At 65.0% G+C, this 21,230-nt stretch carries 18 protein-coding genes; 17 read left to right on the top strand and 1 reads right to left on the bottom strand.

The genetic code is table 11. From position 1 onward, the window contains the following. Nucleotides 1-46 precede the first annotated feature (46 nt). The 9 genes from RFA01S_RS21055 (at nt 47) to RFA01S_RS21095 (ending at nt 12,829) form a co-directional block, all read left to right on the top strand. A complete protein-coding gene (locus RFA01S_RS21055; protein WP_032406846.1) occupies nt 47-1,312 on the top strand; it encodes an aspartate aminotransferase family protein in 1,266 nt (421 codons plus the stop codon). Further along, nucleotides 1,309-4,221, top strand: coding sequence for an FAD-binding and (Fe-S)-binding domain-containing protein (locus tag RFA01S_RS21060; RefSeq protein ID WP_052060564.1), 2,913 nt, complete (start codon nt 1,309-1,311; stop codon nt 4,219-4,221). The genes RFA01S_RS21055 and RFA01S_RS21060 overlap by 4 nt, the downstream gene beginning before the upstream one ends. Then, complete coding sequence (locus RFA01S_RS21065) at nt 4,218-5,693, top strand: NAD-dependent succinate-semialdehyde dehydrogenase (protein WP_032406757.1); 1,476 nt, start codon at nt 4,218-4,220, stop codon at nt 5,691-5,693. Before RFA01S_RS21060 ends, RFA01S_RS21065 begins: the two co-directional genes overlap by 4 nt. A gap of 14 nt (nt 5,694-5,707) precedes the next feature. Further along, on the top strand, nt 5,708-6,421 hold the full coding sequence (locus tag RFA01S_RS21070; RefSeq protein WP_027497540.1) for a GntR family transcriptional regulator: 714 nt from the start codon (nt 5,708-5,710) through the stop codon (nt 6,419-6,421). A gap of 221 nt (nt 6,422-6,642) precedes the next feature. Next, nucleotides 6,643-7,821 carry a M24 family metallopeptidase gene (locus RFA01S_RS21075; RefSeq protein WP_027497539.1) on the top strand — a complete coding sequence of 393 codons (1,179 nt, stop codon included), beginning with the start codon at nt 6,643-6,645 and terminating at the stop codon, nt 7,819-7,821. Between the two features lie 3 nt (nt 7,822-7,824). Continuing rightward, on the top strand, nt 7,825-9,138 hold the full coding sequence (locus RFA01S_RS21080; RefSeq protein ID WP_032382747.1) for an aminotransferase-like domain-containing protein: 1,314 nt from the start codon (nt 7,825-7,827) through the stop codon (nt 9,136-9,138). Then, nucleotides 9,135-10,331 carry a M20 family metallopeptidase gene (locus RFA01S_RS21085; RefSeq protein WP_032406756.1) on the top strand — a complete coding sequence of 399 codons (1,197 nt, stop codon included), beginning with the start codon at nt 9,135-9,137 and terminating at the stop codon, nt 10,329-10,331. The genes RFA01S_RS21080 and RFA01S_RS21085 overlap by 4 nt, the downstream gene beginning before the upstream one ends. A 111-nt stretch (nt 10,332-10,442) precedes the next feature. Beyond that, nucleotides 10,443-11,870, top strand: coding sequence for an MFS transporter (locus RFA01S_RS21090; RefSeq protein WP_045841267.1), 1,428 nt, complete (start codon nt 10,443-10,445; stop codon nt 11,868-11,870). Nucleotides 11,871-11,872: 2 nt separating this feature from the next. Beyond that, nucleotides 11,873-12,829, top strand: coding sequence for a D-2-hydroxyacid dehydrogenase (locus RFA01S_RS21095; protein WP_032406755.1), 957 nt, complete (start codon nt 11,873-11,875; stop codon nt 12,827-12,829). 20 nt (nt 12,830-12,849) lie between these two features. Here RFA01S_RS21095 and RFA01S_RS21100 read toward each other — a convergent pair whose 3' ends face one another. After that, nucleotides 12,850-13,968, bottom strand: a complete 1,119-nt coding sequence (locus RFA01S_RS21100) for an NADH:flavin oxidoreductase/NADH oxidase (protein WP_032406844.1) — start codon at nt 13,966-13,968, stop codon at nt 12,850-12,852. A gap of 114 nt (nt 13,969-14,082) precedes the next feature. Between RFA01S_RS21100 and RFA01S_RS21105 the strand changes: the two genes are divergently transcribed. From RFA01S_RS21105 to RFA01S_RS21140, 8 genes are all read left to right on the top strand, one after another. Then, a complete protein-coding gene (locus RFA01S_RS21105; protein WP_032374433.1) occupies nt 14,083-15,363 on the top strand; it encodes a glutamate-5-semialdehyde dehydrogenase in 1,281 nt (426 codons plus the stop codon). 51 nt (nt 15,364-15,414) lie between these two features. Beyond that, nucleotides 15,415-16,296: an AAA family ATPase gene (locus RFA01S_RS21110; RefSeq protein ID WP_027497532.1), complete on the top strand. Its 882-nt coding sequence runs from the start codon at nt 15,415-15,417 to the stop codon at nt 16,294-16,296. A 1-nt stretch (nt 16,297) separates the two neighbouring features. Further along, the gene (locus RFA01S_RS21115) at nt 16,298-17,713 is read left to right on the top strand and encodes a vWA domain-containing protein (RefSeq protein WP_032406754.1); all 1,416 of its coding nucleotides are present in this window, start codon (nt 16,298-16,300) and stop codon (nt 17,711-17,713) included. 107 nt (nt 17,714-17,820) lie between these two features. Next, on the top strand, nt 17,821-18,534 hold the full coding sequence (gene nadD / locus RFA01S_RS21120) for a nicotinate-nucleotide adenylyltransferase (RefSeq protein ID WP_027497530.1): 714 nt from the start codon (nt 17,821-17,823) through the stop codon (nt 18,532-18,534). Beyond that, nucleotides 18,531-18,920 (top strand): ribosome silencing factor, encoded by a 390-nt coding sequence (rsfS, locus tag RFA01S_RS21125; protein ID WP_027497529.1) that lies wholly within the window; start codon nt 18,531-18,533, stop codon nt 18,918-18,920. Before nadD ends, rsfS begins: the two co-directional genes overlap by 4 nt. Continuing rightward, the gene (locus tag RFA01S_RS21130) at nt 18,917-19,570 is read left to right on the top strand and encodes a histidine phosphatase family protein (protein ID WP_027497528.1); all 654 of its coding nucleotides are present in this window, start codon (nt 18,917-18,919) and stop codon (nt 19,568-19,570) included. The genes rsfS and RFA01S_RS21130 overlap by 4 nt, the downstream gene beginning before the upstream one ends. Then, complete coding sequence (gene octT, locus RFA01S_RS21135) at nt 19,557-20,309, top strand: diglucosylglycerate octanoyltransferase (RefSeq protein ID WP_027497527.1); 753 nt, start codon at nt 19,557-19,559, stop codon at nt 20,307-20,309. Before RFA01S_RS21130 ends, octT begins: the two co-directional genes overlap by 14 nt. After that, complete coding sequence (locus RFA01S_RS21140) at nt 20,306-21,154, top strand: DegV family protein (protein WP_032389259.1); 849 nt, start codon at nt 20,306-20,308, stop codon at nt 21,152-21,154. Before octT ends, RFA01S_RS21140 begins: the two co-directional genes overlap by 4 nt. Nucleotides 21,155-21,230: the final 76 nt, after the last annotated feature.

Below are 21,230 nucleotides of genomic sequence, written 5' to 3' on the forward strand. Positions count from 1 at the left end.
TTGCAGATTGTTGACAATCCGGAATCGGTGGGTGACGATGGCGTCCATGACAGCGTCGACTCGCACCCACCTCAGCCCCGCACTCAAGCAGGCGACCCCGATCGTCGTCGACCACGGAAAGGGCAGCTGGATCATCGGGACCGACGGGCGCAAGTACCTCGACTTCACCACCGGCATCGGCGTCACCAGCACCGGTCACTGCCATCCCCGCGTGGTCGAGGCAGCTCGCGAACAGGTGGGCAAGATCATCCACGCCCAGTACACGACCGTCATGCATCAGCCTCTGCTCGCGCTGACCGACAAGCTCGGAGAAGTGTTGCCTGCCGGGTTGGACAGTGTGTTCTACGCGAACTCGGGATCCGAGGCAGTCGAGGCGTCGATCCGATTGGCGCGCATGGCAACCGGTCGACCGAACATCGTTGCATTCCACGGCGGCTTCCACGGGCGAACGGTGGCGGCTGCATCGCTCACCACGGCGGGAACCAAGTTCCGATCGGGATTCTCGCCGATCATGGGTGGGGTGCACATCGCACCGTTTCCGTATGCATTTCGGTACGGATGGGACATGGACACCGCAGTCGCCTTCGCGCTGAAGGAACTCGATTACCTGTTGATGACGATGTCCAGCCCCGCCGATACGGCTGCGTTCATCATCGAGCCCGTGCTGGGCGACGGCGGATACCTCCCCACGCCCCCTGCATTCCTCGAGGGCTTGCGCGAACGCGCCGACACCCACGGCATCGTCCTGATCGTCGACGAGGTGCAGGCCGGAGTCGGACGCACCGGAACGTTCTGGGGCCATCAGCACTCGTCGATCACTCCCGACATCCTCATCACCGCAAAGGGACTCGCCAGCGGGTTCCCGATTTCGGCGATCGCCGCCTCGGCAGAGCTGATGGGGAAGGCATGGCCGGGGTCTCAAGGCGGAACCTACGGCGGCAATGCCGTCGCTGCTGCGGCGGGAGTCGCAACCCTCGACGTCGTGCGCGAGGAAGGGCTGGTCGACAACGCGGCAGCGCAGGGCCGAGTTCTCCTCGACGGCCTTCTCGCGCTGAAGGAACAGCACCCGGCCATCGGTGATGCTCGGGGGCTCGGATTGATGCAGGCGCTCGAATTCGTAGACAGCTCGGGCAATCCCGACGCCGCCGCTGCTCTGCGGGTGCAACAGGGTGCCATCGACGAAGGGCTGCTGTTGCTCACCTGCGGTGCGCTCGGCAACGTGGTTCGCATCATTCCCGCACTGATCGTGAGCGACGACGAGATGACGTACGGACTCGACGCGTTGTCGCGGACATTGAAGAACGTGCTGTGACAGCAGCCCCTGTTCGCTCCGAGGTGCCCGCACTCGTACAGCGAGTGCGAAGACTGGGCATCGACGTCGACGATTCGTCTCGACGGTTGGCCGAATACTCCTACGACGCATCGAACTACCGAGTCCCACCGGCCGCTGTCGTCTTTCCGCGCAGCGCCGACGAAGTGGCTACGGTCGTGTCGCTGTGTGCCGCCGCCGACGTTGTCGTCATCGGGCGTGGCGGCGGTACCTCCATGGCGGGCAACGCAATCGGCCGTGGGATCGTCCTCGACTTCTCGCGCCACATGAACCGGGTGCTCTCGGTCGACACCGAGTCCAGGACTGCCGTCGTCGAGCCCGGAATCGTCATCTCGGAGTTGCAACGTCAGCTGGTGACGCGGACCGACGGTGCCTTCACCTTTGCGCCCGATCCGTCCAGCAAGACCCGCGCGACGGTGGGCGGAGCCGTCGGCAACGACGCGTGCGGTAACCACTCCGTGCGGTACGGACGCACCGCCGACCACACGGTGGCCATGGACGTGGTGACCGCCGACGGATACCTGCTGCGAGTCACCCGCAGTGGTGTGCAGGCGCTGCGAACCCAGGACTCGGCGGCTGTCGCTGCAGCCGAACGTATCTCGAACGAGCTGCGCTCGCTGGTGTCCGACAACCTGGCCCTCCTGCGGGTCGAGTTGGGTCGCATCCCGCGTCAGGTATCGGGATTCCACCTCTCGCATCTGTTGCCGGAGAACGGTTTCGACGTTACCCGCGCACTCGTCGGAAGCGAAGGTGCCTGCGCGGTGATCGTGTCGGTGACCGTCGCCGTCGTGCCCGTACCCCCAGCCGCACTGCTGCTGTGTCTCGGATACGACGACGTGGTGGCCGCCGCGGCGGACGTGACGACCATTCTCGAGTTCTCACCCGCCGCCGTCGAAGGAATCGACGACAACATCGCCGGCACGATGGAGTATCGCCGCGGACCGGACTCGGTACGAGGGCTCCCTGCAGGCAATGCCTGGTTGTACGTCGACCTCGACGGGGCCGATGCGACAGAGGTGCAGGACAAGGCATCTCGGTTGCTCGAGGCGCTCGGTCGGCTCGGGCGCGTCAAGGAGGGTCGTATCGTGACCGATGCGGCCGATCGCGCAGCGTTGTGGCGGGTGCGCGAGGACGGTGCCGGTTTGGCGACGCGCCTGGCGAGTGGAGTCGAGTCCTGGGGCGGTTGGGAAGACGCCGCCGTGGCACCGGAAAACTTGTCGGCGTATCTCGCGGACCTGAATTCGCTACTGGCCGAACACGACTTGACCGGAGTGATGTACGGACACTTCGGTGCCGGCTGCATGCACGTACGGATCACCTTCGACCAACGCACCGACGCCGGACGACGAGTGATGTACGACTTCCTGCGCGCTGCCGCGCGCGTCGTCGTCAAGCACGGCGGCAGTCTTTCGGGCGAGCACGGTGACGGCCGCGCGCGCTCGGAGTTGTTGCCGGTCATGTATTCCCCTCGCATGCTCGACGCCTTCTCCCGGTTCAAGCGCATCTGGGACCCCGCGGGAATCCTGAACCCAGGATCCATCACCGACCCCGAACCCCTGATGGACAACCTGATGCTTCAGGGCATCCCGGCCCGGGAGTGGAAGACCAGCTTCGATTTGCACCAGATAGGGTCGCGACCCGATCTGGACCCGTTCGTCCATGCCACCCAATCCTGCGTGGGCGTGGGTAAATGTAGAACGACCACCGGTGGCGTCATGTGTCCGAGTTACCGTGCGACGGGTGACGAGAAGGATTCGACGCGAGGCCGGGCGCGGGTGCTGCAGGAGATGGTGCGCAGTTCTCCGACGGTGGCCGACGGATGGGCCTCGAAGGATGTTGCGGAGTCGCTCGATCTCTGCCTGTCGTGCAAGGCCTGCTCCTCGGACTGTCCCGTCGGTGTCGACATGGCCACGTACAAATCGGAGTTCCTCGACCATCACTACGCGAGGCGGCTGCGGCCGCTCTCGCACTACTCGCTCGGGTGGTTGCCTCGATGGCTCGCGGTGACGAAGCGAACGGCACCGCTGCTCAATCGTCTGCTGACACCCCGGGTGTCGGCAGTGGCGGCACGTCTGGGTGGGCTGACGACCGAACGCGCATTGCCCCGGTTCGCGTCGTCGAGGGAACTGGCCGATGCCGTCCGAATCGACGGTGGCCGCGACGCCGATGTCGTGCTCGTCGTCGACACGTTCACGCAGGGATTTCGCCCCGAGGTCGCGGGTGCGGCGCAACGCGTTCTCGAAGATTCCGGACGCACCACCGAATGCCGAACGGATGTGTGCTGCGGTTTGACGTGGATTTCGACCGGTCAGCTGAAGTCCGCTCGCAAGCAGCTGACGAAAGCCGTTGCGGCGCTGGACGACGGTACCGACAGACCGATCGTCGTGACCGAACCGAGCTGCGCGGCCGCGTTCCGCAAGGACATGCCCGAACTGGTCCCCACAGACGCGGCGAGGAGGGTCGCGGCGCGCGTCCAGAGCTTCGCCGGAGCGGTGATAGATCAAGCAAGCGCGGGCTGGCAGCCCTCGGGCGGCATGCCGGCTGCGGTCACGGTGCAGACTCACTGCCACGAGTACGCCGTCTTCGGCGATGCAACGCAGCGCCGAGCCCTCGCGGCGGTGGGCATCGAGTCGGTACGTGAGGCCACCGGATGTTGTGGTGTAGCAGGTAATTTCGGTTTCGAGAGTCGACACTACGAGCTCAGCATGGATGTCGCCGAGCAGGCTCTCGCGCCCGCGTTGCGGGCCACCGAACCCGACACTCCTGTTCTGACCGATGGATTCAGCTGTCACATGCAGGTGCGCCAGCTCACCGGTGATTCGGGCGACGATGCATCCGTACACCTGGCACAGATACTCGATCCACGTTCGACGAAAGGACCGCGGCCATGACCGCCAGCTCGACCACCAGCCTCACGCGTCCGCGCATCACCTCTCCCACCGATTGTTTCATCGGTGGGGCGTGGTCTCCGTCGGTATCGGACGCCCGATTCGACGTCGTGGACCCGGCCACGGGCGAGGTCATCGCCACGGTTGCGGACGGCGGTATCGCGGACGCAGAGAAAGCGCTCGCTGCAGCCGTCGACTCCGCGGCGGAGTGGGCGGCCACCGCACCGCGAGTGCGAAGCGACATACTGCGGACGGCATACGAGATGATCATGGCCCGCTCGGAGGAGCTCGCTGCGATCATCACCGCCGAGATGGGTAAACCGCTCGCCGACGCGCGCGGCGAGGTGGCGTACGGAGCCGAGTTCTTTCGCTGGTTCTCCGAGGAAGCGGTACGCATCTCGGGTGATCACACCCTGACCGGAGACGGGAAGAACCGCATCGTGGTCACCCGCGCGCCGGTCGGGCCCTGCATTCTCGTCACGCCGTGGAATTTTCCGCTGGCCATGGGAACTCGCAAGATCGGGCCTGCCCTTGCGGCAGGCTGCACCGTCGTGTTCAAGCCCGCCGAGCAGACGCCGCTGACCGCACTTGCGCTGGTGCAGATTCTGCACGAGGCGGGGGTGCCTGCGGGCGTCGTCAACATCGTGCCGACCACCGATGCGTCGGGTGTCGTGGGGTCGTGGATGAGCAGCGGCGCTGCCCGCAAGATCAGCTTCACCGGATCCACGGCGGTGGGCAAGATTCTGCTCGAACAGGCAGCGGCGACGGTGATGCGGACGTCGATGGAGCTGGGCGGGAATGCGCCCTTCGTCGTCATGGACGATGCAGACCTCGACCGCGCCGTCGACGGAGCCATGGTTGCCAAGATGCGCAACATGGGCGAAGCATGTACCGCAGCGAACCGGTTCTTCGTTCACCGCAGTGTGGCACAACGCTTTTCGGTTGCTTTGGCCGACCGAATGGGTGCGCTGAGGGTGGGCGCGGGCGCTTCTCACGGGACCGAGGTGGGGCCGCTGATCGACGACGCAGGCCGAGGCAAGGTCCAGGCTCTGGTCGACGATGCTCTTGCACGCGGTGCCCGCGCCGTCGTCGGAGGTGCGGCCCCGGACGGGCCGGGCTACTTCTACCCTCCGACCGTCCTGACCGATGTCGATACCGAATCGGATCTGATGTCCCAGGAAATATTCGGACCGGTGGCCGCCATCGTTCCCTTCGACACCGAGGACGAGGTCGTCACGCTGGCCAACGACACCGAATGGGGACTGGTCGGATACGTGTTCACCCAGGACATCGATCGGGCTCTGCGAATGGGGGAGCGCCTCGAGGTGGGCATGGTGGGGCTCAACACCGGGCTGGTGTCGAATCCGGCAGCCCCGTTCGGTGGTGTCAAACAATCGGGACTCGGCCGCGAGGGCGGGAAAGTCGGAATAGACGAGTTTCTGGAGTACAAATACTTCGCGATTCCCCGCAGCTGAGGAAGGTTCTGATCATGCCCGGTTCGAGACGCCTGACACCGATCGACGCACGCAACACGTCGATGGTGATCGCGGATCAGATTCGCGATCGCATCATCGACGGGTCCTACGCGCCCGGAGAACAGATCAACGAGGCGAATGTCGCGGCGGAGCTGGAGATTTCACGTGGCCCCGTGCGAGAGGCGTTGCAGCGTCTGAATCAGGAGGGACTGCTCGTCAGCTACCGCAACCGCGGTGTGTTCGTCGTCGAGCTCAGCAGCGGCGACGTCGCCGAGATCTACCAGTCGCGTGCAGCGATCGAGGTCGGTGCGGCATGGACTCTGGTACATGGCGATCGTGCCCAGCTGATCAAGACCGCGGACGAACTCTCGGCCATCGTGATGCAGATGCAGCCGTTCATCGATCGGGCGGATTGGCGTGGCCTCGCCGAACGCGACCTTGCCTTTCACACTGCCCTGGTAGCGGCCACGAGGAACAGTCGGATGTCTCGTATGTACGCCACGCTGGCGGCCGAGGCACGCATTTGCATGGCAAATCTCGAAACTGCTTACTACCGTCCCGAAGCCCTGGTCGAGGAACATCAGCTGATCGTCGATCTGCTGCTGGGATCGGATTGGGATGCGCTCGAGAAGGGCGTCCACGAACACATGGACACCGCCGTGCACGATCTGACGCGAGCCATGGTCGACGAGCAGGCCGAGCAATCCGTACTCGCCACACCCGGGTAGAGCCTTCGGGCGCAACACAGCTTTAACACGGCAGCCCTTGCTCCCCACCGGCACCTGCGGATAGCCTGATTCTCAACAATCTACTAAAAGACCTCCCGAAGGGGGTGCCCGTGAACGCCTCATCCGACGATGCCTACGTCACCGCAATCGGACCCGCGCAGACTCCAGGACGGGCTGCTCCCGGCCTGGCTCGCTACCCGGACGTACCGAACAGCACGCCCATCACGTTCACCGAGGAGGAATACGCCGACCGGCTCGCAGCCGTCCGTCAGCGCATGGCGTCGCAGAACCTGACTGCGCTGATCGTCACCGACCCCGCGAATCTCTACTATCTGCTGGGCTACAACGCACTCTCGTTCTATACCCCGCAAATGCTGTACGTGCCGCTGGACGGCGAGCTGTACTTCTTCGCTCGCGAGATGGATGCCAACGGTGCGTTCCGTACGTCGTGGTTGCCGCAGGACCACACCTTCGGATACCCGGAGACGTTCGTTCAGCGCAGAGACACCCACCCGTTCGTCTGGGTAGCCGCCAAGCTACGAGAGTTGGGGTTGGTCAACAACTTCGAGCACGGTCAAGTGGGACTGGAGATGGACTCGTACTACTTCAGCCCCAAGGCCTTCGAAGCGCTCGTCAAATCGCTACCCGAGTACCGATTCACCGACTCGTACGAGTTGGTCAATTGGATCCGCGTGGTCAAGTCGCCGGCCGAGATCGCGTTGATGCGCGGTGCGGCGACGGTGTGCGAGGCCGCGATGTCTGTTGCGCACCAAGCAATTTCGGTAGGGGAACGGCAGTGCGATGCCGCTGCCGCCATCATGAACGCACAGGTACGCGGCACTGCCGACTTCGGCGGCGATCACCCTGCCATCGTGCCGATGCTGCCGACCGGGGCCGGAGCGGACACTCCGCACCTGACGTGGTCGGATCAACGGTTCGTACGCGGCGAGACCACCGTCGTCGAACTGGCCGGCGTGTTCCGGCGGTACCACGTTCCGATGGCTCGGACGATCGTGCTCGGCAAGCCGAGTCCGCGTCTGAAATACCTCGCGGAATCCACCGGTGAAGCGCTGAACGAGGTACTGGCAACGGTCCGCCCCGGGGCCACCGCAACCGAGCTGGCTCAGGTATGGAACACCAGCCTGGCCAAGCACGGCCTCCACAAACCCTCGCGCATCGGCTACTCGATCGGCGTCGCGTACGCCCCCGACTGGGGCGAGCGCACGGTGAGCCTCCGCACCGACGACGAGACCGTTCTGGCCGAGAACATGACCTTTCACATCATCGGCGGAATGTGGATGGACGACTACGGATACGAGGTGTCCGAAGCAGTCCGAGTCACCGACACCGGCGTCGAAACATTCACCGCATACCCCCGAGAACTACTGACGAAGGAGTGAGACATGACCACCTCCACCGCAGGCTCCACTCCTGCTACTTCGAGTCGTTCCGCAGGCTCCACTCCTGCAGCTGCGGGTCGTTCCGCAGGCTCCACTCCTGCCATTCCCTGGGCCCTGCGCACCGACCAACTGGTGGGATCGGTGATCGACTCGTCGACATCGCTTCTCGCCGCCCAGAAACACGACATCGTCAGGTTCGCGATGGGATCTCCTGCGGCCGAGACGGTTCCGGCTGCGGCGTTCACCGAGATCGCCGGCAGTGTGCTCACAGCGGACGCCTTCGATTACGGTGCCACCGAGGGTGATCCGGGTCTGCTCGACGCGTTGTTGGCGTATCTCGAGTCCGTCGGCGAACCCACGTCCGAGGATCGGGTCGTCATCACCTCGGGCGGCATGCAGGGTCTCGACATCGCCTGCAAGCTGTTCGTCGATCCCGGTGATCTGGTCATCGTCGAAAGTCCCACGTACACCAACGGAACTGCCACCGTGTTGAGCTACGGCGGCGACATTCTCGAGGCACCGATGGACAGTGACGGTCTCATCGTCGAGGCGTTACCCGAACTCGTCGAGCGAGCCGGGCGTCTACCGAAGATGATCTACGTGATTCCCAACTTTCAGAATCCGTCCGGGGTCACGCTGTCACTCGAGCGTCGACTGTTGTTGATCGAGTTGGCACACCGATGGGGTTCGGTGATTCTCGACGACGATCCCTATGGCCTGCTGCGTTTCTCGGGGGACCCGATCCCGAGTTTCGGGGCGCTGAGTCCGAACGATCCGCTGATCTTCTCGGTGCGGACCTTCTCGAAGATGATCGCTCCCGGTCTGCGCGTGGGGTGGGTGGACGCGGCCCCCGAAGCGCGTCGGTTGATCGTCAACGCCAAGCAGGCAATGGACACCTGTACGAATCTACCGGCACAGAGGATGGTGGCCGAGTACATCCGGCGCGGGCTGCTCGAGGAGCACCTGCGGTCGCTGGCTGCGGTGTACCTACCGCGAAAGATGGCGATGCAGAGCAGCATTGCGACACACTTCGGTGACGCGATGTCCACCACGGATCCCGACGGGGGCTTCTTTCTGTGGGCGACGTTACGTGGAAACGACCACGATTTCTCGACGCAGGACCTGTTCGAAACCGCACTGGCCGAGGGGGTTGCCTACATTCCCGGACCGGCGTTGTCGGTGGGCGGCAAGTTTCACGATTCGCTACGGCTGTGCTTCGCCTCGTCGACACCCGAGCGCATCGAGGAAGGCATCAGGCGGTTGGCCGTCGCGGTGGAAAAATCGAAGCATCTGCTCGCCTCCGACCCCACGCGATGACCGTTCCGAGTGCCCAGCAGTCTCTGCTCGACGCCGTGGATGAAAGCGAGATCGTTTCTCTCACAGCCGCGTTGATCGAGGCGGGCGGTGAAAATCCGGGCGACACCGAAGAAAAGTGCGCGAAAATACTCGCGGAGCGATGTCGCGCACTGGGATTCGACGTTCGCACGATCGAGGTCGCTCCCGGCAGACCGAACGTGATCGCCTCGATCGGACCCGATGACACCCCCGGGGTCCTGTTCGTCGGCCACTCCGACGTCGTTCCGGCGGGCACCGGTTGGACGACGGATCCGTTCACCGCGGTCGTGCGAGAGGGGCGCATGGTCGGACGGGGAGCATGCGACATGAAAGGGGGAGTGGCCGCAGTGGTGGCCGCTATGGATGCGGTGAACCGTGCTGGTCTTGCAGATCGCTTCCCGATGACGTTGGCGTGTCTGGTGGACGAGGAAGACACGGGCTTGGGTATTCGAGCATTCGTCGCCGACCCGGGACCCCGTCGTTTCCAGTGTTGCGTGGTGGCCGAGCCGACGGACCTGGTGACCATCGTCGGTTGCCGAGGAGCCGCGAATATCGAGATCGACGTGCGCGGGCATTCGGCTCATGCAGGTCGTCCGCGTAACGGTGCCAATGCGATATCCGCTGCCGCCCGCATCGTCGCCGTCATCGAGGACTGGCAGATCGAATTGGACGAGGATCCACACGCCGAACTCGGTCCCGCTACCTGGAACGTGGGCACCGTGACAGGAGGCACCGGTACGTCGATGGTCGCCGACCGGTGCGTGCTCACGGTCGACCGTCGGCTGCTACCCGATGAGAGCGCTGCGGAGGTGGTGGACGAGCTGCGTTCGCGGATCGACGCGGCAGGTATCACCGGTTCGGGAATCGAGGTACATCTCGAGGTGTCGATGGAAATGCCGGGCTTTCTGACCGCTGCGGACGATGGATTGGTCACCACTGCAATGCAATCGGTTCGCGACATCGGATCTGCCGGTTTCACTGACATCTGGACGGCTTCGTGCGATGGTGGTTTCGTGGCACAGCAGATGGGTATCCGCACCGTCGTGCTCGGTCCCGGGGAGATCGAAAACCAGGCGCACCGGCCGGATGAGTCCGTCGCCGTGCAGCAATTGACCGACAGCGCAAAGGCGTACGCGTTGATCGCCACCAGAATCGCTGCGCCACCTGGTCTTTAGTTTTCCAAGAGGGGGTTGTTCGAGACGTGCGTCCGGCGTCGACGTAAAGTCGGACGCTGCGAAGTACCAAACCGACGCTCCACGTTGTCATAAAGCGAGAGGTATTGGACCGTGACCGAAACTTCAGGGTCGGCAGCTTCGCCGACCGGATATCCGCCGAGTACCGACACACTCAGCGCGAACGAAACGAAAATTCTGCATCGCGCGATCGGCGGGTCCGCACTGGGCAACGCCGTGGAGTGGTTCGACTACGCGGTGTACGGCTACCTCGCCGTCTACATCGCCGCCAACTTCTTTCCGTCGGACGACGGGGGAGCGAGTCTGCTCTCCACGTTCGCCGTGCTGGCCGCGTCGTTCATCATTCGCCCCATCGGCGGCATCGTGCTCGGCCCGCTCGGCGACCGAATCGGTCGTCAGAAGGTCCTCGTCCTGACCGTCTCGATGATGACGTTGGCCACGGCGGCGATCGGTGTGCTGCCGACGTTCGACACCATCGGTATCGCAGCACCGTTGCTGTTGCTCGTCTGCCGACTGGTGCAGGGCTTCTCCACCGGCGGTGAGTACGGCGGCGCAGCAGTGTTCATGGCCGAGTACGCGCCCGACAAGCGCCGCGGATTCTTCGGGTCGTTCCTCGAATTCGGCACCCTCGCAGGCACGGTGGGCGGTGCCACCCTGTGCACCCTGCTCAACGTCGGGCTCGGAGACGAGACCATGGAGGCCTGGGGCTGGCGAATCCCGTTCCTGGTGACGCTCCCGCTGGGCATCGTCGCGTTGTGGTTGCGGACCCGACTCGAGGACTCTCCGGTGTTCGCCGAGGCCAAGGAAGACGGCGGCACGGTCGAAGAAGGTGCAGGTGGAGCAGTCACCTCCCTCAAGGCAACCCTGACGTACTGGCAGCGAATCCTGATTCTGATGGGATTCGTGCTGCTGCTCAACATCGCGTACTACACGGTGCTCACGTTCTTGCCCTCGTACCTCAGCGACACGTTGGGGCACAGCACGACTCAGTCGAACTTCACCCTCGTGGCCATCATGATCATCATGATGTTGATCATCAACCCCATCGGCGCTCTGTCCGACCGGGTGGGTCGAAAGCCGTTGCTGCTGGTCGCCTGCGTGGGGTACTTCGTATTCAGCGTCCCGCTGTTTCTGCTGATCATCAACACCGGACTGATCGGCCAGAGCATCGGCCTGCTCGGTCTCGGAGTGTTGCTGGTCATCATGTGCTCCTGCGTGTCGTCGACGCTGCCCGCACTGTTTCCCACCCAGGTGCGGTACGGAGCGTTCGCCATCGGATACAACGTCTCGACGGCGCTCTTCGGTGGCACCGCACCGCTGATTCTGACGTTCCTGATCGACCGAACGGGTTCCAACCTGATCCCGGGTTGGTACATGATGATCGCAGCTGCCATCGCGTTCGTTCCGATCCTTTTGATGCCCGAAACCGCCGGCCGGTCGTTGCGCGGCACCCAGTGCCCCGGTGACAACGACGACGAGGTCGCTGCGTCCGGCGTCGAGCTCGTAGGCTACAAGAAGTAGAAGTGGCACCGGTTCTCGTCGTTCTGCACGCCGGCGATCTTCCCGAGGGTCTCGAGCCCGTCGAGAAGATCGCCGACGTCAGATACGCCACGGCCGACACCCTGGCGGATGCAGTCGACGGCGCAGACGCGTTGCTGCTGTGGGACTTCTTCTCGCCTGCAGTCGAATCCGCGTGGCCGCGCTGCGGATCGCTGAAGTGGATCCATATCGCCGCTGCCGGCGTGGACTCGTTGATGTTCGACGAGCTGGTGGAATCCGATGTGGTCGTGACCAATTCGCGTGGAGTGTTCGACCGACCTATCGCGGAGTTCGTGCTGGCCCAGATCCTCGCGTTCGCCAAGGACTCCGAACGTTCGCGCACACTGCAGCATTCGAACACCTGGCAGCACCGCGAGACCGAACGCATCGACGGTGCACACGTGATGATCGTGGGCACCGGAGCAATCGGGCGTGCCATCGCGACTCTGCTGAGTGCTGTGGGAATGTCGGTCTCCGGTGTGGGTCGAACAGCGCGAGGCGGCGACGGAGACTTCGGCACCGTGTACGCCAGTGATGATCTGGTGGACGAAGTAGGGCGGGCCGACTACCTGGTTCTGGTTGCCCCGCTGACCGAACAGACGAGGGGCCTGGTCGACGATTCCGTGTTGGCCGCGATGAAGCCCGGATCCAGGGTGATCAACGTCGGTCGCGGCGAGCTACTCGACACCGATGCCCTGCTCACACATCTCGATTCGGGACACCTCGCCGGGGCTGCGCTCGACGTCTTCGAGACCGAGCCGCTCCCGGCCGACCACCCGCTGTGGGCGGCCGAGAACGTGGTCGTCACTCCGCACATGAGCGGGGACGCGTCGGGGTGGAAGAGTCGTCTCGCCGACGTCTTCGTCGACAACGTGCAGCGATACTTCCGCGGCGAACAGCTGCGCAACGTCGTCGACAAGAAGCTCGGTTTCGTGGTGTGACCGGTCTCGTGATGTGACTGTCAGTAGGCCCGCTCGTACTGCGGTGCCACTGCCGGTGCCATCTCCACTCCGAGTTCGCGGGCCGCGCGCCGTGGCCAGTACGGATCGCGCAGCAGCTCACGGGCGAGGAGCACCGCAGTCGCCTCGCCGAGCGAAACGATGTCCTCGGCCTGTTTCGGTTCGGTGATCATCCCCACCGCTGCGGCCGGCATCGTGGTCTCGTTCTGGATACGCCGTGCGAACGGCACCTGGTAGCCGGGTTCGACCGGAATCTCGGCGCGTACGTTCCCGCCGGTGGACGTATCGACGAGATCCACGCCGTGCTCGGTGAGTATCTGCGCCAGCGCGACAGTCTGATCAGAGGTCCAACTCGGAGCTTCCAAGTCGGCTGCAGCATCGGACTTCTCGGGTTCGTCGAGCCAGTCCGTTGCCGACAGACGGACGAACACCGGAAGCTCGGCCGGCCACACCTCACGGACCGCGTCGACCACCTCGATCAGCAGGCGAGTCCGTCCCGCGAAGTCGCCGCCGTAGGCGTCGGTGCGCGTGTTGCTGGCAGGCGAGAGGAATTGGTGCAGGAGGTATCCGTGCGCGCCGTGTATCTCGGCTACCTGGAACCCGGCCTTCAGTGCGCGCTGCGCAGCGTTACGAAAATCGTCGACGATCTTTGCGATGTCGTCGGCTGTCGCTTCCCGTGGTGTCGCGTAACGACCGAACGGTACGGCGCTCGGGCCCACGGTTTCCCAGCTCCGGGGATCCTCGGCGGGCAGTGATGTGCCACCGAGCCAGGGAGCCGCCGTCGAGCCCTTCCGGCCCGCATGCGCCAGCTGGATGCCCGGCACGGTACCGAAGGACGAGATCTCGGTGACGATCTCGGCCAGTGCGTCGGCCTGTGTGTCGTTCCAGATGCCCAGGTCCGACGGGCTGATTCGGCCCTCGGGGCTGACCGCTGTGGCCTCGGTGATGATCAGGCCGGCTCCGCCGATCGCGCGGCTCACCAGGTGGGTGCGATGCCAGTCGCCCGCGACGCCGACGTTCTCGCCCGTCTCGTCGGCCGAGTACTGGCACATCGGTGCCATCCATACCCGGTTGGGAAAGGTGAGCTCGCGCAATGTCAGGGGCTCGAACAGGGCACTCACAGGTGGTTCCTCCGGTCTGTCGGTCTCGACGTCGGTGACGTCGGCGATGTCCACGCTGTGCTGCAACGACGTGGAGATGCAGCTTCATTCCCCGGCCCTATTAGTGTGTAGTGCATGACTGCTTCCGTCTCGGCCGCTTCGGTGCCGTCCTCTGCCGACGAGCGCGAGAACGTGCACTCGGCTGCTCGCCGAGCCCGCGTCGCTTCACGTGCACTGGCGTTGCTGACCACTGCGGAGAAGGATTCGCTGCTGCATGCCGCGGCCGACGCCGTGCTGGCCGCAGCGGAGCCGGTGCTCGCAGCCAACGCCGCCGACATCGAGATCGCCCGCGCTGCGGGAACGGACGAGGGTCTGCTCGATCGGCTGCGGCTGACGGCTCCGCGCATCGACGGTATTGCCGCCGGGCTGCGGCAGGTGGCGGGCCTACCCGATCCGATCGGCGAGGTCATCCGCGGATCGACGCTCCCCAACGGGCTCGAGATCAGGCAGATGCGGGTACCGCTGGGCGTCGTGGGCATGGTCTACGAGGCGCGCCCCAACGTGACCGTCGACGCGTTCGGTCTGGCGTTCAAATCCGGGAACGCAGTGCTGCTGCGGGGGTCCTCGTCCGCGGCGCAGTCGAACGCAGCCCTGGTCGAGGCGCTGCAGGGTGCGCTCACGAGCCACGGGCTGCCGGAATCGGCCGTACAACTGCTCGGCAGTGCTGATCGGTCGACGGTCACCCACCTCATTCAGGCCCGCGGGCTGGTCGATGTCGTGATCCCGCGTGGGGGAGCGGGTTTGATCGCCGCGGTCGTGCGTGATGCCACGGTTCCCACCATCGAGACCGGGGTGGGTAACTGCCACGTCTATCTGCATTCCTCCGCCGACGCGGAGACGGCCGAGAAGATCGTGCTCAACGCCAAGACCCGCCGGGTGAGCGTGTGCAACGCCGCCGAAACGGTGCTGGTCGATGCCGCGATCGCCGAGACCATGGTGCCGAGGTTGTTGCAGGCGTTCCAGATGCACAGCGTCACGGTGCACGGTGATCTGCCGGGGTTGGTTCCTGCAGGCGACGACGATTGGTCGCAGGAATACCTCTCGCTCGACATCGCGCTGAAGGTGGTCGACGGCCTCGACGAGGCAATCGACCACATCGACCGATACGGCACCGGCCATACCGAGGCGATCGTCGCGTCGGACATCGGTGCTGCGCGCGAATTCACCCGACGAGTCGACGCGGCTGCCGTGATGGTCAACGCCTCCACCGCGTTCACCGACGGCGAGCAGTTCGGCTTCGGTGCCGAGATCGGCATCTCCACCCAGAAGCTGCACGCCCGCGGCCCCATGGGCCTGCCCGAGCTGACCTCGACCAAATGGACGGTGTGGGGCGACGGGCACGTCAGACCCGTCTGACCGGCCTGCAGCCACTCGACCCGCCAGACCCGATCTTCCAGGAGTTGTGACGTGGACCGTGCCCTACCGACGACACCACCGTTGTTCGCGAGCGTGAACGATGTTCAGGCCCGTCTGGCCGAGACGGGGTATCTGGCCGACAAGGCCACGGCCACATCGGTCTTTCTCGCCGATCGCCTCGGCAAGCCGCTGTTGATCGAGGGTCCCGCCGGAGTCGGCAAGACCGAATTGGCGCGCGCGGTCGCGCAGTCGACCGGAGCCGAACTGGTGCGACTGCAGTGCTACGAGGGCGTCGACGAGGCGAGGGCACTGTACGAGTGGAACCACGCCAAACAGATCCTGCGTATCCAATCCGGCTCGAGTGCCGACTGGGACTCGACGAAGCTCGACGTGTTCTCCGAGGAGTTTCTGCTGGCTCGGCCGCTGCTGCAGGCCATTCGCCGAACCGAGCCGACCGTGCTCCTGATCGACGAGACCGACAAGGCAGATGTCGAGATCGAGGGCCTGCTGCTCGAGGTGCTCAGCGACTTCGCGATCACCATTCCCGAGCTGGGCACGATCACTGCGGAGCGCACCCCGTTCGTCGTGTTGACGTCCAATGCCACGCGCGAACTGTCGGAAGCTCTCAAGCGCCGCTGCCTGTTCCTGCACCTCGACTTCCCCGACGCGGACCTCGAGCGTCGAATCCTGGCCAGCCGCGTTCCCGAACTGCCCGAGGCAATCGCGGAGCAGATGATCAAGACCGTCCGCGTGCTCCGAGGGATGCAGCTCAAAAAGTTGCCGTCGGTGGCCGAGACGATCGACTGGGGTCGCACACTCCTGGCCCTCGGCATGGACACCCTCGACGACGACGCGGTCCGGTCGACGCTCGGAGTGGTGCTCAAGCATCAGTCCGATCAGGTGCGCGCCGCCGCCGAACTGCGGCTGAACTGACATGCTCGCCCCACACGGAATTCCCGGGCATCTCGTCGGCTTCGTCGAGGCGTTGCGTAAGCGTGGGATCTCGGTGGGGCCGTCGGAGACCGTCGATGCCGGACGCGTCCTGTCGGTGTTGGATCTGTTGGACAGAGAAGCGGTCCGCGAAGGGCTGGCCTGCGCGCTGCTGAGACGTCCGACGCACCGCGGGGTGTTCGACGCGTTGTTCGACCTGTGGTTTCCGGTGGCATCGGGTACCCGGGATTCGGGGCAGATCGACACCGCGCTGCCTCGCACCGAGACGGGCGAGGTCGATATCGATGCGTTGCGTGAACTGATCGTCGAACTGCTCTCGGACGACTCGGCGGAGGCGGCCGAACTGACCCAGATGCTGGCGGCCCAGATGGTCGAAGAGCTCGGTCAGTACAAGTCCTCGAACGGGCCGTCGTTCTCGGCCTATCAGGCGTTGCGTGATGTCGCTCCCGACACGCTGCTCCGCAAGATCCTCGACGGCCTGCTGGGCCGAAGTGACGATACGCCGGATCGGCCCACCGACGACTACGAGTCCGAGGTGGCCAAACGGACTGCAGCGCAACGCATTGCCGACCTACGCAAGATGGTCGAGAGCGAGACGAGGCGACGGTCGGCCGAGAAACTGGGCCGCGACCGGGTAGCGAGCTACGGCGTGCCGAAACTGGCGGAGGAAGTCGATTTCCTGCGTGCCTCGGACGCGGAGATGGTTGCATTGCGGCGTAACGTCGCACCGCTGGCGAGGTTGCTGGCCTCGCGACTTGCGGTGCGCCGCAGTCGAAGCAGGCACGGCTCCATCGATCTGCGACGCACGCTGCGCAAATCCATGTCGACCGGCGGTATTCCCATCGATCTGGTGGAGCGTAAGCCGCGTCGGGCCCGGCCGGAACTGGTTGTGCTGTGCGATGTCTCGGGGTCGGTGGCCGGATTCAGTAACTTCACCCTGCTGCTGGTGCACGCTCTTCGTGAACAGTTCTCCCGGGTGCGAATCTTTGCGTTCGTCGACTCCACCGACGAGGTGACGCGGTTCTTCGATTCCGGGGCAGACCTCGGGGCCGCCATGAGCCGGATCGTGCGGGAAGCGGACCTGGTGACCTACGACGGTCATTCGGATTACGGGCATGCTCTGACGACATTCGACGAGAAGTACGCGCAGGTCCTTACCAGCCGCAGTTCGGTTCTCGTTCTGGGCGATGCCCGGACGAACTACCGCGAACCGAAGCTGCCGGCGTTGGCCCGAATCGTCTCGGTGGCCAAGCACGCCTACTGGCTCAACCCCGAGCCCAAATCTCAGTGGGGATCCGGTGATTCGGCGGCCAAGGTGTATGCGGACGTGATTGCGATGCACGAGTGTCGGTCGGCCCAGCAGCTCGCGACGGTGGTCTCACGACTGTTGCCGGTATGAGCCGTGTAACCGGCGTCGCTGCCACGGACGTAGAATCGTCGGTTGTGCAGCACGAATCCGGCCCCGGTGAGGACACGAACACCACGCCGACTCTCCGGTTGGGGGTCATGGGCGGCACTTTCGACCCCATTCACCACGGTCACCTCGTGGCTGCGAGCGAGGTGGCGGCCACGTTCGGTCTGGACGAGGTCATCTTCGTTCCCACCGGGACCCCGTGGCAGAAGGAGGGCCGGTCGGTCAGCCCGGCCGAGGATCGCTACTTGATGACGGTCATCGCCACCGCGTCGAATCCTCGGTTCTCGGTGAGCCGGGTCGACGTCGACCGGGAGAAGTCGACCTACACCGTCGACACCCTGAGGGATCTTCGAGCGCAGCACCCCGATGCCGAGTTGTACTTCATCACCGGTGCCGATGCGCTCGAGTCCATCCTGACGTGGCAGAACTGGGAGGAGCTCTTCGAGCTCGCGAAGTTCGTCGGAGTGACGCGGCCGGGGTTCGAGCTCGGCGTCGATCATCTGGCCAACCATCTACGATCGTTGCCCGCCGACACTCTCACATTGATGGAAATCCCGGCACTCGCGATATCGTCGACGGACTGCCGACGTCGTGCCGGTGAAAATCGGCCGGTCTGGTACCTCGTCCCGGACGGCGTCGTGCAATACATCTCGAAGAGGAACCTCTATCGACCACGGGGCGCGCAGCGCCTCGACGGATCCGTCACCATGTCGGAACCGGCGCCACAGAAGAAGCAACCGGCCGGGTCGGTCACCAGCGCAGTGACCGCGAACCCGAGCCATACGAGTGGGAGTACACCGAAGTGACTGCAACAGCCGAAGCCGCCGAGATGGCGCGTATCGCCGCGCTCGCAGCCGACGACAAACTGGCCAGCGACGTGGTGATCCTCGACGTCTCCGACCAGCTCTACATCACCGATTGCTTCGTGATCGCCTCCGCGCCCAACGAGCGTCAGGTCAACTCGATCGTGGAGAACATCGAGGACCAGCTTCGTGAGGCCGGACACAAGCCGGTGCGTCGCGAGGGTACCCGAGAGGGCCGCTGGGCGCTGCTGGACTACTCCGACATCGTGGTGCACGTCCAGCACAACGAAGAGCGCAACTTCTATGCGCTCGAGCGACTGTGGAAGGACTGCCCGACGATCGAGGTTCCGGGCCTCGGTCAGCATCCGGCACCGGAACCGGAGCAATGATCCGGCGGCTCATCCTGCTTCGCCACGGTCAGACTGACTACAACGCCACCGACCGTATGCAGGGCCAGCTCGATACCGATCTGTCCGAGCTGGGCCGCAGTCAGGCGAAGACGGCTGCGGCCGAATTGGCTGTCCGCGCGCCCATCCGCATCGTCTCGTCCGATCTCAAGCGCGCTCTCGACACTGCGGAAGCTCTCGGGGACGCGGCTGGAGTCCCGGTGTCCACGGACGAGCGGCTGCGGGAGACACATCTCGGCGACTGGCAGGGACTCACCCACACCGAGGTGGACGACATCGCCCCCGGGGCGCGTCCGGCCTGGCGTGCCGACGCAACCGTCGCCCCGCCCGGTGGGGAAAGTCGCATCGACGTTGCGAACCGCAGCGTGCCGCTGGTGCGTGAGCTCCTCGGCGGCGTCCCCGAGTGGGGTGCCGACGGCGACCAGCGACCACTGGTGCTCGTGGCGCACGGAGGGTTGATCGCTGCCCTGACCGCAGCGTTGCTCGCACTGCCGACCGATCGCTGGCCGGTGCTCGGCGGCCTCGCCAACACCAGCTGGGTACAGCTCGGTGCGCACGGACCCGGTGACAACCCGTCCTGGCGGCTCGACGTCTGGAACGCCTCGGCGCGGGTGGCCAGTGACGTCCTCTGAGGAGGCCGCCGCGCGCCCCGTGCTGCTCGTGCTGGCGGACTCGCTGAGCTATTACGGACCCGAGGGCGGGCTGCCGGTCGACGATCCTCGGCTGTGGCCCAATATCGTTGCTGCAGAGCTGGATTGGGATGTCGAGCTGGTAGCCCGCATCGGCTGGACGAGCCGCGATGCGTGGTGGGCTCTGACCCAGGATCCGCGAGTGTGGGCGGTGATACCGCGGGCCGGTGCCGTCGTACTCGGAATCGGCGGCATGGACTCGTTGCCGTCGCCGCTACCGACCGCGTTGCGTGAGCAGATCCGCTACATCCGTCCGCCCGCACTTCGGCGGGTCGTTCGCGCGGGTTATCAAGCGGTGCAGCCGGTCCTGTCGCATCTGGGTTGGCCGGTGGCGCTTCCGCCGCGACTGAGTGTCGACTACCTCGAGCAGACCCGCGCCGCATTGGCCTACGTGCGGCCGGAATTGCCCGTCGTCGGTACCTATCCGTCGGTGCATCGGTGCGACGCCTACGGGCGGGTGCATTCGGGGCGCGAGCCCGCGGTACGAGCGCTGCGTGCCTGGAGCGACGAAAACGGTGTTCCGATGGTCGATCTCGCGGAGGCAGTTCGGCCGAACATCGAGTCCGAGAACGCCAACCCCGACGGAATCCACTGGGGTTGGGATGCACACGTGGCCGTGGCCGACGCAATGCTGACGGTGTTGCGACCGGTGGCAGCGGCGGCAGCGATCCGGCACCCATGACCGTCGCCGTCGTCACCGATTCGTCGTCCTGCCTGCCCGCGTCCATAGCCGCCGAGTGCGGTATCACGGTGGCACCGCTGCATGTGTTGGTGGACGGCGTCGACCATCGTGAGGGTATCGACGAGATTCCCGAACAATCGACCGACGGAAAGCCGGTGACGACCGCGGGGGCGTCTCCGGGCGAGCTGACCGAGGTCTATGCCGCAGCTCTCGAACGCAGTCGCGGGGCGGGCGTCGTCGCACTGCACATCTCCCGGGGCCTGTCGAGCACCTGGGAGGCTGCGCGGCAGGCCGCCGAGCAGATCGGATCGTTGGTGAAGGTTGTCGATTCCGGTTCTGCCGGAATGGGATTGGGCTACCCGGCGCTGGCAGCAGCGTATGCCGCAGCGGGTGGAGCCGGACTCGACGAGGTCTACGACAATGCTGTTCGCAGGTCTGCGTCGTCGAGATGTTTCATCGTCGTCGATCGATTGGATCACCTGCGCCGCGGCGGCCGTATCGGCACTGCCGCAGCCCTGCTCGGTACGGCCCTGGCGATGAAGCCGGTGCTGTACATCAGCGATGGTGCGCTGGTGTTGCGCGAGAAGACGCGAACCTCCTCGAAAGCACTGAGCAAGCTGGTGGACGCGGCAGCTGCCGCGGCGGCCGACATCGGTACGCAATCCGGGGTTGTCGTGGCTGTGCATCATATGCAGTGCGCCGAGCGAGCCGAGGACGTCTCAGCCATGCTGATGGCGCGTATCCCGGACCTGACCAGCGTCGACGTGCTGCCGTTCGGTGCGGTGCTCGGTGCACACGTCGGTCCCGGTGCCGTCGGCGTAGTCGTCGCTCCTGGTCATCGGTAGGGCGTATCGAGCCGCGTCATCCACAGACTCTCGGTTGTGCACAGGGCAGTTCGCGACCACCGTTCGCCCCGGTCGG

Source organism: Rhodococcoides fascians NBRC 12155 = LMG 3623 (genome assembly GCF_001894785.1).
Taxonomy (GTDB): domain Bacteria; phylum Actinomycetota; class Actinomycetes; order Mycobacteriales; family Mycobacteriaceae; genus Rhodococcoides; species Rhodococcoides fascians.